The sequence below is a fragment of the Mesorhizobium sp. RSR565B genome (genome assembly GCF_054719465.1).
Map to the genome: position 1 here is coordinate 5011732 of NZ_JBTTIE010000001.1, position 14347 is coordinate 5026078.

Genomic DNA, 14347 nt, shown 5'->3' on the forward strand with positions numbered 1-14347 from the left:
CCATGGGGATTGGGGGTCGCTGGCGACATGAACAAACGAGACTCGCTGCGAACCCGGCTGCGCTATGGGTTCGACAAGAGCATGGCCGCCGGCCCGATCGCGCTGATCGGCTGGCTCGCCGTTGCTTCGCTGCTGATCATCATTGCCTCCGCGGCTTTCCTTGCGGTGACCCGCATCGCGCCGGAGGGCGGCGAACCGCTGAACTTCTTCGAAGCGTTCTGGGAATCGCTGATGCGCACGCTCGATTCCGGCACGATGGGCGGCGACACCGGCTGGGCCTTTCGTCTCGTCATGCTGTTTGTCACGCTTGCCGGCATCTTCGTTGTGTCGGCCCTCATCGGCGTGCTCAGCGCCGGCGTCGACAGCAAGCTCGATGAATTGCGCAAGGGTCGTTCGCGGGTGCTGGAGAGCGACCACACCATCATCCTCAACTGGTCGCCGTCGGTCTTCGACGTCATCTCCGAACTCGTCATTGCCAATGCCAGCCGCCGCCATCCGCGCATTGTCGTCATGGCCAACATAGACAAGGTCACGATGGAGGACGAGATCGCCGCCAAGGTCGGCAGGTTGGGCAACACACGCATCATCTGCCGCAGCGGCGACCCGACCGACCTCTACGATCTGGCCATCGTCAACCCGCAGACCTCGCGCTCCATCATCGTGCTGTCGCCGGACGGCGACGATCCGGATTCGCAGGTCATCAAGACGGTGCTGGCGCTGGCCAACGACCCGAACCGGCGCACCGCGCCCTATAACATCGCCGCCGAGATCCGCGACGGAAAGAACGCCGAGGTCGCCCGCGTCGTCGGCGGGGCCGAGGTACAGCTTGTCCTGGCCGACCAGCTGATCTCGCGCATCGTCGTGCATTCGAGCCGGCAGTCGGGTCTCAGCGGCGTTTATTCGGAGCTGCTCGATTTCGACGGCTGCGAAATCTACACGACCGAGCAGCCTGATCTCACCGGCAAGACCTTCGGCGAGGCAGTGATGGCGTATGAGCATTGCACGCTGATCGGGCTCTGCGACCAGCAGGGGCGCGTCAATCTCAACCCGCCGTCGGAGCTGGTAATCGGCAAGGACATGCGCGCCATCATCATTGCCGAGGACGATGCCGCCATCAAGCTGGGAAGCGCCGGAGCCAAGATCGATGCCGCGGCGATTCTTCGCCATCAGCCCATCGAGGCGAAGCCGGAGCGCACGCTGATCCTTGGCTGGAACCGGCGCGGTCCGATCATAACCTATGAACTGTCGCGCTATGTCGCGCCTGGTTCGATCCTGACCATCGCCGCCGATACGCCAGGCCTCGAGCAGGAAGTTGCCGGGCTGCCGGTCGTCGGCGACAATCTGTCGGTTTCCTGCCGGATCACCGACACGTCGAGCAGCACAGCACTGGCAAGCCTGGACGTGCCTTCCTACGACCACGTGCTCGTCCTCGGCTACAGCGAGACCATGGCAGCGCAGCCCGCCGATACGCGCACGCTGGTGACGCTGTTGCATCTGCGCAAAATCGCAGACGATGCCGGCACGCATATCTCGATTGTCAGCGAAATGATCGACGTGCGCAACCGCGAGTTGGCGGCGGTGACCAAGGCCGATGACTTCGTCGTCAGCAACCGGCTGGTCAGCCTGATGCTGGCGCAGGCATCGGAGAACCAGCATCTCGCCGCGATCTTCGATGACCTGCTCGACGAGGAGGGCTCCGAAATCTACATGCGTCCGGTCGGCGACTATGTCGCCATCGACCAGCCGGTGACGTTCTGGACGATCGCGGAATCGGCGCGGTTGCGCGGAGAGATCGCCATCGGGCACCGGCGCGTTCGCGCCGCGCAGAGTGATGAGCGGGCGCTGGGCGGCGTCACCGTCAACCCGTTGAAGTCGCAAGCGCTGGCCTACCTGCCTGAGGACCGGGTCATCGTGCTGGCGCGGGACTAAACCCCGACTGCCTTGGCGCGAGCCAGAAGCCGTTCGGCGAGCCTGAGATGCGGCCGGTCATACATCTTGCCGTCAATGCCGACCACGCCGGGATTTCCGGCCGCCTCGAAGGCGGAGACGATGGCCTGCGAGCGTTGCACTGCCTGCGCCGATGGCGTGAAGGCGGCGTTGATGACCGGCACTTGCGCCGGATGGATCGCCATCTTGCCGGCAAAGCCGTCACGCTCGGCCTCCGTGCATTCGGCTTCGAAGGTGGCCATGTCGCGAAAGCCGGGGAAGACTGTGTCGATCGCCGCGACTTCGGCTGCGCCGGCGGCAAGGATGGTCATCGTGCGGGCGAAGCGGAAGACATCGGTGTAGCGGCCGTTCTCGTCGCGCGACGCGCGCGCGCCGATCGCCGCCGACAGATCCTCAGCGCCCCAGGTGAGGCCGGCAAGCCGGGCGCTTGCCCCGGTGTAGGTCGCGGCCGCCAGCACGCCGGCAGCGGTCTCGGTGATGATCGGCAGGATTTTTATGCCGCCATCCGGCAATCCGTTTTCGGCCTCATGTACGCGGAGCTTTACGGATAGCTGCTGGACATCCTGGCCGCTGTTCGACTTCGGCAGCATGATGCCGTCGGGTTTGACCGGAACCAGGGCGGCCAGATCATCGTCGGTCAACCCGGTCGATAGGCCGTTGACTCTGATATAGATGGCGGAGCTTGTCTGCTGCCGGTTGCCGCCGATAAAGCGTGCCGCGATGTCGCGTGCCGACGCCTTGTTTTGTGGCGCCACGGAATCCTCGAGATCGACGATGACCACGTCGGCGCCGGCGCCAAAGCCTTTGTCCAGCTTCTTTTCGGAATCGCCGGGCACAAACAGCAGCGAGCGCATCAGGCCGCCTTTTTCATCATCATCGCCTGGCGCGTGCATTTGGCGACGAGCACATCATTCTGATTGTAGGCGCGATGCTCGAACTCGACGATGCCGCGGTCCGGCTTGGATTTCGATTCCCTGACCGAGATCACAGTCGTTTCGACACGGATGGTGTCGCCATGGAAGACCGGGTGCGGAAACACCGTCTCCCTCATGCCGAGATTGGCAATTGTGGTGCCGACGGTGATGTCATTGACGGAAATGCCGATCATCAGGCCGAGCGTGAACAGCGAATTGACCAGCGGTCTGCCCCATTCGCTCTTGGCGGCGAAGTCGAAGTCGATGTGCAGCGGCTGCGGGTTCAGCGTCATCACCGAGAACAGCATGTTATCGCTTTCGGTGACGGTCTTGCGCAGCGTGTGCCGAAAGACATGTCCGACGACGAACTCTTCGAGATAAAGCCCGGGCATCGTTTTTCTCCTCCGCTGCCTGACGGTTGATAGGCGCTGCCCATGCCACCCGCAAGCCAGTTAATAAACATGGTGAACCGTTCGTAAACCATTTCTGCCTAGGGTCATTCCTGGGGCCGGAAGCTTTCCGGCAAGGGGCGTAGCAGGCAGTATGGTTGTCTCGCATTTTCTCAAATGGATCTACACCGCGAGAGTTTCGGAGCGCGCCGCGGCGGCGAGCGCGCTGGCCCGCGCCTACGTCAATTCCGACCTGCCTTTCGAAGACCGTTGCGCGGCCGAAGCGGCGCTGACGCTGCTGCTCGACGACGCCTCGTCGAAGGTGCGGCTGGCTATGGCCGAAGCGCTGTCGATGAGCCATCACGCGCCGCTGCAGATCATCAGCGCGCTTGCCTCCGATCAGCCGGAAGTGGCAGCCCTGGTGCTGGCGCGCTCCCCGCTGCTGACGGACGCCGACCTGATCGACCGCGTCGCGGCCGGTCACAAGGCGACGCAAAAACTGATCGCCGACCGGCCGGTCGTTTCGATGGCGGTTGCCGCGGCAATCGCCGAGATCGGCGAACCGGAAGCGTGTGCGGCGCTGCTCGCCAATGACGGCGCCGATATCGCGTCGCTCAGCTTCCGCCGCATGGCCGAGCGGCATGGCCATATCGCTCATTTGCGCGAGGCAATGGTCACGGATGTGCGGCTGCCGGCCGACTGCCGGCACATGCTACTGGTCAAGCTCGGCGAAACGCTGAAGGCTTCGCCGCTGGTGATGGCGCTGATGGGGGCGGCCAGAGCCGAGCGCGTCACGCGCGATGCTTGCGTCAAGGCTTCGGTGCGGCTGGTCGAAGGCACGCGCGCGGAGGAACATGCGGCACTCATCGAACATCTGCGCCTGCGCGGCGACCTGACCGCAAGTTTCATCATCCGTGCCATTGCCCACGGCAAGGTCGACTTTTTCGGCTCGGCCCTGGTCGCGCTCAGCCAGCAGTCGGAGCAGCGGGTGCGGGCCTTGCTCGCCGGCGGCCAGGACGTTGCGTTGCAGGCGCTGTTCCGCAGCGCCGGCCTTGCCGCTTCCACCCATGGCATCATCCTGCGCGCGCTCAAGATCTGGCGCGAAGTCGCCAACGGCAAGCGCCTCGCCGGCGTGCAGGAAGTCAGCTGGCTGATGCTGAAGGAACTCGGAGGTCAATCCACTGAGGGCGATCTCGCCGGCCTGGTCAAGTCGATCCATCTCGACGCGCTGCGGGAAAACGCGCGCGGGCATGCGCTGGCGATAGCCGCGGCCTGACGCCCTAGCCACGGTCCCTGGTGAAGAAATCCGGGAAATCCTCGATCGCGGCGGCGATGATGCGCAGCGAGGCTGCGATCTGCAGCGTGTCGGCACTACCGCTGCGCTCTGAGAGGCCGGCTGCATATTGCCGGGCCACAGTGATGGTCGCCGTCTGGGGCTCGCCTGGTGCGCGAAAGAGCAGTTCACGCGCCAAGCCGCGCAGGAAATTGGCGATCGAGAGCGCGGTGTCGGAAGGAGTGGACGGGCTCTGCTGCGCGGCGCGCAGACGCAGAATTTCAAGGCCGACGGTAACGGCGGCGACCCCGCCGCCCAGAATCGCATCGCCTTTCCTGCCGGCATTTTGCAAGAGCGGCATCAGCTGGTTGATGCGGTCATAGGCCAGACTCTCGAAGGCCGAACGCCGCGGCACCCGCTCATGCAGGCATAGCCGCGCCAGATCCTCGCGCATGGCGCGCACGATGCGGTTGGCCGCGCGCCATGGATCCACCGGCAGCACCACGATGAAGACGCAGATAGCCAGCAGGATGCCGACCAGCACCGACGCCGAGCCGGCGAAGAACGGGCCTGGGGCATAGGTCATCGCCTGATGCGGGCTGAGGAAGGCGAGGAAATTGATTGCAAAGGCCGTCGCCACGCCGACGGTGCGCGGATTGGCCATGCCCAGCGCCGTCGGTACCAGGATCGGCACGACAAACAGCGTGAACCAGCCGAAGCCGGGCAAAGCAGGCAGCGCGACCTGGCCAACAAGGAAGGCAAAGGGCAAAGCCAGCAGCGTACCCTTGAAGAAGCCCCAGGACACCCGCACCGGGTCAGGCCGCGCGGCGAAAAGACTGGAGACGACCGCAACGAGGATAACGGTGCCGGCCGCGTCGGACCATTTCGTCGTCAGCCAGAAGGCGGCGACCGCCAGCGTGGCAAGGGCGGCGCGTATGGCATTGCGCGAAGCCCCGGGATAATCGCGATGCACCACCAGCGCAGGCAGCTGCATGTTGCTCCGGCTCGGGCGCGTCACCGGTGCGCGCAGGGCGTCGAGGCCGCGCAGCACCTGCTTGAAGGCTTCGGCGAAATCGGCGGCGATGGTGAGGCGCGTGATGGTGCCGACCCTGTCGTCGCCCTGATCGGTCGAGGCGTCGGGCATTTGCCGGGCCTTGCCGGCAATCGCGTCGAGCCGCGTCACCCAGGGCGACGTGTCCTCCAGCGCCTCGGGCGTGGCTGCCAGTTCGCTGACCAGCGACTGCAGTTCCGAGCGCACCGGAATGAGCGCTGCGTTTTTCGGCGCGGCGTGAGAATGCAGCGCGCGTGCCGCCGACAGCGCCGACAGAAGCTGACCGATGGTGAGGCGGACCGGATGGGCGCGGGTGGCGAAGCTCGGGGCTTCGAGCCGGGCATAGGTGCGCATCTCGGCCAGCATCTGGGCGTCCGTGATCAGCTTGCCGTGCAGGCCGGCCAGTCTCGCCGGGTCGCCGCCGGAAAAAGCGCCGCCCGCATAGGTTGCAAGGTCGAGGATGCTGCGCTTCAGCCTGGAGATGATGGCGTCAGCGGCCAGCTTGGGCAGGATCAGCCGGCTGGTCAGGCCGGCGCAGACGATGCCGAGCACGATCTCGGCGCAGCGCGCGACAGCGAGATCGACGATCACATGCGGCTGGCCGAAAGCCGGCAGCCCAATGATCATCGCGGTATAGCCGGCAAGTGCGGCGCCATAGGCTTCCGGATTGCGCAGCAGCGACGAAACCAGCGTGCACAGCCCAATCCAGACGGATAGCGCCGTGACCAGCAGCCAGGGATTGGTGCCGAAAACCGAGGTGATGCCGATCGCCGCAAGTCCACCGGCCAGCGTGCCGAGCAGCCGGTAAAAACCTTTCGCCAGCACCATGCCGGCGACCGGCTGGGCGACGATGAAGACCGTCATCATCGCCCATTGCGGGTGGTCGAGTTTTAGCGCGTAAGCAGCGAGAAGCGCGATCAGACCGGCCGAAACCGTGCGCAGGGCGAAAATCCAATCCGAGCGCGTCGGCTGCGTCAGGCCCGCCAAACTAGTTTCGAAGTAGCTCTTCAGCCGCGCCCAGATCACAAGCTGGTCTCCGTATCGGAAGCGCAGGCTAGAGCAGTTCCAGGAAAAGTGTGAAACGGTTTTCCGCCCGGAACTGCGTCAAACGAAGAGTTGGCCGGCGCTCAGATATCCAGCACTTCCGTCGCGGCGAATTCGGCGCGTTCCTGGATGAAGCGGAAGCGGGCTTCCGGCTTGGTGCCCATCAGCGCGTCGACAGCATCCTTGGTCGCGGCCACGGCGTCGATAACATCGACCCTGAGCAGCGTGCGCTTCCTCGGGTCCATGGTGGTTTCCTTGAGCTGCGCGGCCATCATCTCGCCCAGGCCCTTGAAGCGGCCGATCTCGACCTTGGCGCGGCCGGTGAATTCGGTGCGCAACAGCTCGTCCTTATGCGCATCGTCCCTGGCATAGGCAACCTTGCCGCCTTGCCGGATCGAATAGAGCGGCGGCACCGCCAGATAGAGATGGCCGCCATTCACCAGGTTCGGCATTTCCTGGTAGAAGAAGGTGATCAGCAGCGAGGCTATGTGAGCGCCGTCGACGTCGGCGTCGGTCATGATGATCACGCGGTCGTAGCGCAAATCCTCGTCGCGGTATTTCGAGCGCGTGCCGCAACCGAGCGCCTGAATCAGGTCCGATATCTGCTGGTTGGCGGCGAGCTTGTCGTTGCCGGCGCTGGCGACGTTGAGGATTTTTCCGCGCAGCGGCAGCACCGCCTGGCTCGCACGGTCGCGCGCCTGCTTGGCCGAGCCGCCGGCCGAGTCGCCTTCGACGATGAACAGTTCGGCGCCCGCGGCGGCGTTCTGCGTGCAGTCGGCGAGCTTGCCGGGAAGGCGCAGCTTGCGCACCGCGCTCTTGCGCGACACTTCCTTTTCCTGGCGCCGGCGCACCCGCTCGTCGGCGCGCGCAATCACCCATTCCAGCAGCTTGGAGGCTTCCTGCGGATTGTCGGCCAGCCAGTGGTCGAAGGGATCGCGGATGGCGGTCTCGACAATGCGAATGGCTTCGATCGTTGCCAGCCTGTCCTTGGTCTGGCCGACGAATTCCGGCTCGCGGATGAAAACCGACAGCATGCCGGCCGCCGAGATCATAACGTCTTCGGAGGTGACGATCGAGGCGCGCTTGTTGCCGACCAAGTCGGCATAGGCCCGAAGCCCGCGCGTCAGCACATTGCGAAAGCCGGCCTCATGCGTGCCGCCTTCGCCGGTCGGGATGGTGTTGCAGTAGGAGTTGACGAAGCCGTCACCGCCGAACCAGGTCACCGCCCATTCCAGCGAGCCGTGGCCGCCCTGTTTTTCGCTCTTGCCGGCGAAGATCTCGCGGGTCACCTGGAAGTCGTCGCCAAGCGATGCCTTGAGATAGTCCTTCAAGCCGCCGGGGAAATGGAACTCCGCCTTGGCGGGCGTCTGGTCCTTTTCCTTGATCAGCGATGGGTCGCAGCTCCAGCGGATCTCGACGCCGCCGAACAGATAGGCTTTCGAGCGGGTCATGCGATAGAGCCGCGCCGGCTCGAAGGCGGCGCCCTTGCCGAAAATCTGCTCGTCGGGATGGAAGCGGATTTTGGTGCCGCGCCGGTTGTGCACTTCGCCGAGCTGCTCCAGCCCGCTCACCGGAACGCCGCGCGAGAACCTTTGGCGGTAAAGCTGGCGACCGCGCGCGACTTCGACTTCGAGATGGTCCGACAGCGCATTTACGACCGAGACGCCAACACCGTGCAGACCGCCGGAGGTCTCATAGACCTTGCTATCGAACTTGCCGCCCGAATGCAGCGTCGTCATGATGACTTCGAGCGCCGGCTTCTTGAATTTCGGATGCGGATCGACCGGGATGCCGCGGCCATTGTCGGTAACGGTCAGAAACCCGTCGGCCGACAGCTCAACATCGATGAAGGTGGCATGGCCGGCGACCGCCTCGTCCATCGAATTGTCGATGACCTCGGCAAACAGATGGTGCATCGCCTTGTCGTCGGTGCCGCCAATATACATGCCGGGACGGCGCCGCACCGGCTCCAGCCCCTCCAGCACCTCGATGTCGGCGGCGCTATAGCCCTCGCTGCCGTCCTTGGTCGCGGCAGGACGCTTCGTGGCCTGCACCAGCGGGTCGGCCGGGCGCGAAGGTGTCCGAGCCGGTTGGGGCTGCTTTTCCAGATTGCCGAAAAGATCGTTGTTGTCGTCCATGCCTGCCATAGAATCCGGTGCCGCGAATCACCCGTCGATACTGCCACGCTTTTCGGCGCCAAGCGACGGAAGTTCCTGTTACGTTCGGGGATTAAACCCTTCTTATCCTAAAACCTTTCGATAACCAAGCCGGCGGAAATAGGTCCGTGCGGGGCGGCCGCGATTCCTGAATCTTTAACAAAGCGGCCTAGCGTCGCCTCAACAAAACAAAAGACCACGAATGTCAGGGGTTGGTTGTGAGGGGCAAGGCCATAACGATGATTGGCATCGCTGCCGTCTTCGGCGCGATTTCAATCTTTGCCGCGGATTTCTGGGTGAAAAGCCAGGCCAAGGCCGATGCCCAAGAGAAAACGGCGTCGATCCCGGCGCCCGCCGTCCCCAAGGTCGTCTTCAAGACCATCGTGGTGGCCAACGCGCCGCTGCGTTACGGCATGGAGCTTGACCGGGCGCAGCTCAGCGAAATCCCATGGTCCGAGGATTCGGTGCCGCAGGGCGCGTTCACCACAGTCAATGCATTGCTCGCCGAAGGCAGCCGCGTGGTATTGTCGCCGATCGAGATCAACGAGCCGGTGCTGATCAGCAAATTGTCGGGGCCGAACGGCCGCGCGACGCTGTCCAACATGATGACGCCCGGCATGCGGGCGGTGACAATCCGCACCGACGAGATCGCCGGTGTCGGCGGCTTCGTCATGCCGGGCGACCGGGTCGACGTGGTGCTGACACGCGATGCGGGCGAAATCCAGGAAGTGGCCAAGAACGCGCAGGGCGCTGCCGGATCGACCGTTACCTCCGAGATCGTCGTCTCCGACGCCAAGGTGCTGACCGTGGGGCAGGGCGCCGACGAGCGCCAGACCACACCGCAGATCGCCAATTCTGTCACCATCGAGGTGACGACCGAAGGCGCGCAGAAAGTGGCGCTTGCCCGCACCGTCGGCACCTTGTCGCTGTCGCTCCGCTCGGCCGCAGACGGAGGGGCCGCCAAGGACGGCGTCACCACCATCTCGTCCTTCGGCGGATCGGTCGCCTCCGGCGTCCAGGCCGCTGCCGGCGCGCTGTTCACTGCCGCGACCAAGGAGCCTGAGAAGCCGAAATTCAAGACGATCATCGTGACGCGCGGCACGCAGGTCGAAGAATACCAGGTTCCTGCGCGGGACCAGCAATAACTGCCGGTGGGGACCGGGCGAGGGACGGGACAGATGTCGGGACTTCATGCATTTCGAACGACGAAAGGGCTGCGCCCAATGCGGGCGCTTGCGGTGGGGGCTTGCCTGGCCGCGGCCGCAATGCTCGGCCTCAGTGCGCCAGCCAAGGCCGACAACGATATCGTCCATGTCTCGTCGACAACGAATGCGTCGATCAAGGTAGCCAAGGGCAAGCCGAAGACGGTCATGACCAATGCCGCCTTCTACCAGATCGTCATCGGCGATCCGGAGATCGCCAACGTCAATCCGCTGACCGACAAATCCTTCTATGTGCTGGGCAACAATCTCGGCACCACCGGCATCGCGCTGTTCGACGAGAACAAGCAGTTGGTCGGCACCGTCGACATCGAGGTGACGCTGGACACCGACCAGCTGGCCAGCACCATTCGCGCCAGCGTGCCGGACGCCAAGATCAAGGTCGGCTCGGCCAATGGCCGCGTCGTGCTGTCGGGCGAGGCCGATGACGCGGTCGCCGCCGAGAAGGCAAGCAAGATCGCCAGCCGCTTCTCCGGCAATGAAGAAGTGATCAATTCGGTCAACATCTCGTCCTCGCAGCAGGTTCAGCTCAACGTCCGCTTCGTCGAGATCAATCGCCAGGCCGGACAGGATCTCGGCGCCAAATACAGCGCCAATTTCGCTTACGGCATTGGCGGGCGCGACGTCACCCTCGAGCCGGGCTCGGTGCCGGGAGCCGGCAATGGCGAGATCATCGGCCGGCTGCTGTCCAACGGCCTGTCGATCGACGTCGCCATCAAGGCGCTGGAGGAACGTGGTCTCGCCAGGCGGCTGGCCGAGCCGAACCTGATCGCCCGCTCGGGCCAGACGGCAAGCTTCCTCGCCGGCGGCGAGTTCCCGATCCCGGTCTCCGAGGACAATGGCAAGATTTCCGTCAGCTACAAGAAATACGGCGTCAGCCTCGACTTCACGCCGACGGTTCTCAAGGACGGGCTGGTGAGCCTCGACATCGCGCCGGAAGTGTCCTCGATCGACGCTTCGGCCTCCTACAATATCGGCAATATCTCGGTCCCGGGCTTTATCGTGCGCCGCGCCAAAACATCCGTCGACCTGAAGAATGGCCAGAGCTTCATGATCGCCGGCCTGCTGCAGTCACAGAACGACATTACCACATCGCGTCTTCCCGGCCTCGGCAAGCTGCCGGTGCTCGGCTCGCTGTTCTCCTCCAAATCCTATCAGCGGCGCGAGACCGATCTGGTGATCATCGTCACCCCCTATCTGGTCAAGCCGGTCGATCCGTCGAAGAAGCTGCTCGAGCCGACCGACGGCACGCAGCCGGCCAGCAATGTCGACTATTTCCTCAACAACACCGAGGAAGTGAAATCGTCCGAAGCCAATCGTGCAGTGGCAATGGCCAGCGGCAGTACGGCACAGCCGGCCGCGGTCACCACCGTCGGGCATTTCCTCGACCTGCCGAAGGATTGAAGCCATGCGCGTGGAATCATGCATCGCCCTGCTGATCGCCGGCCTCGCCGGCGGCTGCACCAGCGACGACTATGTCCGCTCCGAGGGACCGACGATTGCCGCCGGCAACGCACAGGCCGCCAATACGGCCATGCAGATGGTCGATCCCTGGAAATACGGCGTCCAGAACACCAGGCTGCTGGTGCCGGCGCAGCGCAGTGAGGCGGCAGTCAACGCCGCCGACCAGGCTGCTGCTGCCAAGGCCGTGCAACCGACAGCGACAACCGATTGATTTGCCCGGTGATTTGACCGGGAATGACCTGACAGGCTGACAAAATGGCAAGCGGCATCAAGACCAAGAAGATCCTGCTGGTGTCCAGCGACCGGACCTTTGCGCAGGATACGCGCACCGCGTTCGCGGCCTCGGAGGTGATCCAGCTTTCGACCGTCGAGAAGAACATTACCGAACTGCGCGGCGAGGTCCAGGATGCCGATTTCGGCGCGCTCATCGTCGACATGGATGCGGCAAAGCTGGAAGAGATCGAGTCGCTGCAGCGCATCATGCGCCGGCTTGAAGGCCGCGTTCCGGTGGTCGTCGTCACCCAGGAATTCAACGCAGCCGCAGTGCGTATCCTGGTGCAGCTCCAGGTCGCCGATTTCCTGGTCAAGCCGATCACCACCGCCGATCTGGTGCGGTCGGTCGTGCGCGCGCTGCAAGGGCCGGGGCGCGAGGAAAACACCGAGTCGCAGATCTATACCTTCATGCCGGCCGCCGGCGGCGTCGGCACCACGACGCTGGCGCTGCAGACCGCCTTCCAGCTGCATCATTCGGTGACGCGCGGCGCGTCGACCTGCGTGGTCGACCTCAATTTCCAGCAAGGCGCCTGCGCCGAATATCTCGACCTCGAGCCGCGCTTCGACATCACCGAAATCGAGAACCAGCCCGAGCGCCTCGACCGTCAGCTGCTGGATGTGATGCTGTCCAAGCATGCGAGCGGGCTCTGCGTGCTGGCGGCGCCAACGCATCCGTCGGAAATGCGCTCGTTCAAGACCGATGTCGTGGTGCGCATGCTCGATCTCGTTTCGGCCTATTTCGACAACGTCGTCATCGACATGCCGCGCACCTGGTTTCCGTGGACGGAAACGGTGCTGCTCGGCTCCAACAAGCTTTACATCGTCGCCGAAATGACGGTGCCGTGCCTGCGCCATACGCAGCGGCTGATCCAGGCGGTCTACGAGACGGCAGGCAAGGAAGTGAAGCCGAACGTGATCGTCAACCGTTTCGAGCAGAAGATGTTCGACAACGGCATAAAGCAGGCGGATGTCCAGGAAATCCTCGGCGAGCATTTCGTCGGCGGCATCTCCAACAATTACCGGCTTGTGCGTGAAGCGGTCGACCGCGGCGTGCCGCTGCATGAGATCGACCCGAACGCCAATGTCGTCAACGATCTGAAGAGGATCATCCTGCCGGAAGAAGCCGTGGTGACGCCGGAGAAATCGCGCTCGCTGTTCGGCATCGGCAGGGGCCTCCTGAAGAGGAAAGCCGGATGACCAGCCGCTTCTCGACCCTGCAGAACCGTGACGTCCGCGCGCTGAAGCCGGCCGAGGCGGCGCCGGTCGCGCATCACGCCGTGGTCATCCCGACGAACCGCAAGGCCTTGCCGCCGAAGCCGGAGACAACACCGGGAAAAAGCGCCAACAAGGTGCTCGATGCCCGCGTGCGCATCCACCGGCTGCTGCTCGAGGAAATCAACCTGGTCGCGCTGGAGCGCCTGCCCAAGGATGAGATGCGCCGGCAGGTGCAGGAGTTCGTGTCGGAAAAGACCCGCCAGGAGCGTATGGCGATCAACACCGTCGAACTTGAAGCGCTGGTCGATGACATCGTCGATGAGATGGTCGGCCTCGGCCCGCTGGAACCGCTGCTCAAGGACCCCGACATCAACGACATCCTGATCAACGGCCACCAGAACTGCTTCGTCGAAAAACGGGGCAAGCTGCAGCAGGTCCATATCCCGTTCAAGGACGAGGCGCACCTGTTGCGCATCGTCAACAAGATCGTCGCCGCCGTCGGCCGCCGGGTCGACGAATCGCAGCCGATGGTCGATGCCCGCATGCTCGACGGCTCGCGCTTCAACGCCGCCATTCGCCCGGTCGCCGTCGACGGGCCGCTGGTGTCGATCCGCAAGTTTTCAAAGAACAAGCTCGGCCTGCACAAGCTGGTCGAGTTCGGCGCCATCACCCAGAACATGGCCGAGGTGCTGGCGGCTGCAGTCCACGCCCGCAAAACGACCATCATCTCGGGCGGTACCGGCACCGGCAAGACGACGATGCTCAACGCATTGTCAGCCTTTATTCCGGAAGACGAACGGTTGATCACCATCGAGGACGCGGCCGAACTGCAGCTGCAGCAGCCGCATGTCGCGCGCATGGAAACGCGCCCCGCCAACATCGAAGGTCATGGCGAGCTGAAGCAGCGCGACCTGGTCAAGAACGCGCTGCGCATGCGCCCCGACCGCGTCATCCTCGGCGAGTGCCGCGGCGAGGAGGCCTTCGACATGCTGCAGGCGATGAACACCGGCCATGAAGGCTCGATGGCGACCATCCACGCCAACACGCCGCGCGACGCCATTTCGCGCCTCGAGCAGATGCTGGGCATGACCGGCATGCCGATGACGGTGCAGTCGATCCGCAGCCAGATCGCCAGCGCGCTCGACCTTATCGTCCAGCTGACGCGACTGTCGGACGGCAAGCGCAAGGTGACCAGCGTCGCCGAGGTGACCGGCATGGAAGGCGACGTCATCCAGATGCAGGAGATATTCCGCTTCGTGCGCACCGGCATGGAAGCCGACGGCAAGATCCTCGGTCACTACGAGGCGACCGGCATTCGCCCGCGTTTCCTCGAGGACCTGCGCAATATGGGCATTGAATTCCCCGGCAAATATTTCGAACCCGGCCGGCCGCAGGAGTAGC

General features: G+C 64.1%; 11 protein-coding genes. 7 read left to right on the forward strand and 4 right to left on the reverse strand.

Features of this window, described 5'->3' with window-relative positions:
• Positions 1–27: 27 nt before the first annotated feature.
• Positions 28–1929, forward strand: a complete 1902-nt coding sequence (locus ACYG9R_RS24020; protein ID WP_023822990.1) for a CASTOR/POLLUX-related putative ion channel — start codon at positions 28–30, stop codon at positions 1927–1929.
• On the opposite strand, the gene ACYG9R_RS24025 is transcribed toward ACYG9R_RS24020, so the two are convergent.
• Positions 1926–2801 carry an HpcH/HpaI aldolase/citrate lyase family protein gene (locus tag ACYG9R_RS24025; protein WP_023805319.1) on the reverse strand — a complete coding sequence of 292 codons (876 nt, stop codon included), beginning with the start codon at positions 2799–2801 and terminating at the stop codon, positions 1926–1928. The genes ACYG9R_RS24020 and ACYG9R_RS24025 overlap by 4 nt on opposite strands.
• Positions 2801–3313, reverse strand: a complete 513-nt coding sequence (locus ACYG9R_RS24030; RefSeq protein WP_460221791.1) for a MaoC family dehydratase — start codon at positions 3311–3313, stop codon at positions 2801–2803. Before ACYG9R_RS24030 ends, ACYG9R_RS24025 begins: the two co-directional genes overlap by 1 nt.
• A 91-nt stretch (positions 3314–3404) precedes the next feature.
• Between ACYG9R_RS24030 and ACYG9R_RS24035 the strand changes: the two genes are divergently transcribed.
• Positions 3405–4526, forward strand: coding sequence for a DUF2336 domain-containing protein (locus tag ACYG9R_RS24035; RefSeq protein ID WP_023681604.1), 1122 nt, complete (start codon positions 3405–3407; stop codon positions 4524–4526).
• A 4-nt stretch (positions 4527–4530) separates the two neighbouring features.
• Here ACYG9R_RS24035 and ACYG9R_RS24040 read toward each other — a convergent pair whose 3' ends face one another.
• Together ACYG9R_RS24040 and parE are read right to left on the reverse strand one after the other, a co-directional pair.
• Positions 4531–6600: an FUSC family protein gene (locus ACYG9R_RS24040; protein ID WP_023822989.1), complete on the reverse strand. Its 2070-nt coding sequence runs from the start codon at positions 6598–6600 to the stop codon at positions 4531–4533.
• 101 nt (positions 6601–6701) lie between these two features.
• On the reverse strand, positions 6702–8756 hold the full coding sequence (gene parE, locus ACYG9R_RS24045) for a DNA topoisomerase IV subunit B (protein WP_023691142.1): 2055 nt from the start codon (positions 8754–8756) through the stop codon (positions 6702–6704).
• A gap of 257 nt (positions 8757–9013) precedes the next feature.
• Between parE and cpaB the strand changes: the two genes are divergently transcribed.
• From cpaB to ACYG9R_RS24070, 5 genes are all read left to right on the forward strand, one after another.
• A complete protein-coding gene (gene cpaB, locus ACYG9R_RS24050) occupies positions 9014–9919 on the forward strand; it encodes a Flp pilus assembly protein CpaB (RefSeq protein ID WP_023822988.1) in 906 nt (301 codons plus the stop codon).
• A 120-nt stretch (positions 9920–10039) separates the two neighbouring features.
• Positions 10040–11398, forward strand: coding sequence for a type II and III secretion system protein family protein (locus ACYG9R_RS24055; RefSeq protein ID WP_031202697.1), 1359 nt, complete (start codon positions 10040–10042; stop codon positions 11396–11398).
• Between the two features lie 4 nt (positions 11399–11402).
• The gene (locus tag ACYG9R_RS24060) at positions 11403–11669 is read left to right on the forward strand and encodes a hypothetical protein (protein WP_023667602.1); all 267 of its coding nucleotides are present in this window, start codon (positions 11403–11405) and stop codon (positions 11667–11669) included.
• Positions 11670–11713: 44 nt separating this feature from the next.
• Positions 11714–12928, forward strand: a complete 1215-nt coding sequence (locus ACYG9R_RS24065) for an AAA family ATPase (protein ID WP_023822986.1) — start codon at positions 11714–11716, stop codon at positions 12926–12928.
• Entirely contained in the window at positions 12925–14346 is a 1422-nt protein-coding gene (locus tag ACYG9R_RS24070) for a CpaF family protein (RefSeq protein ID WP_023667600.1), read from the forward strand. Before ACYG9R_RS24065 ends, ACYG9R_RS24070 begins: the two co-directional genes overlap by 4 nt.
• Position 14347: the final 1 nt, after the last annotated feature.

Bases quoted from the DNA above. Each gene is read 5' to 3' on its own strand.
- ACYG9R_RS24065 (WP_023822986.1), top strand. From the start codon at position 11,714: ATGGCAAGCGGCATCAAGACCAAGAAGATCCTGCTGGTGTCCAGCGAC.
- parE (WP_023691142.1), bottom strand. From the start codon at position 8,756: ATGGACGACAACAACGATCTTTTCGGCAATCTGGAAAAGCAGCCCCAA.
- ACYG9R_RS24035 (WP_023681604.1), top strand. From the start codon at position 3,405: ATGGTTGTCTCGCATTTTCTCAAATGGATCTACACCGCGAGAGTTTCG.
- cpaB (WP_023822988.1), top strand. From the start codon at position 9,014: ATGATTGGCATCGCTGCCGTCTTCGGCGCGATTTCAATCTTTGCCGCG.
- ACYG9R_RS24070 (WP_023667600.1), top strand. From the start codon at position 12,925: ATGACCAGCCGCTTCTCGACCCTGCAGAACCGTGACGTCCGCGCGCTG.
- ACYG9R_RS24020 (WP_023822990.1), top strand. From the start codon at position 28: ATGAACAAACGAGACTCGCTGCGAACCCGGCTGCGCTATGGGTTCGAC.
- ACYG9R_RS24025 (WP_023805319.1), bottom strand. From the start codon at position 2,801: ATGCGCTCGCTGCTGTTTGTGCCCGGCGATTCCGAAAAGAAGCTGGAC.
- ACYG9R_RS24055 (WP_031202697.1), top strand. From the start codon at position 10,040: ATGCTCGGCCTCAGTGCGCCAGCCAAGGCCGACAACGATATCGTCCAT.
- ACYG9R_RS24060 (WP_023667602.1), top strand. From the start codon at position 11,403: ATGCGCGTGGAATCATGCATCGCCCTGCTGATCGCCGGCCTCGCCGGC.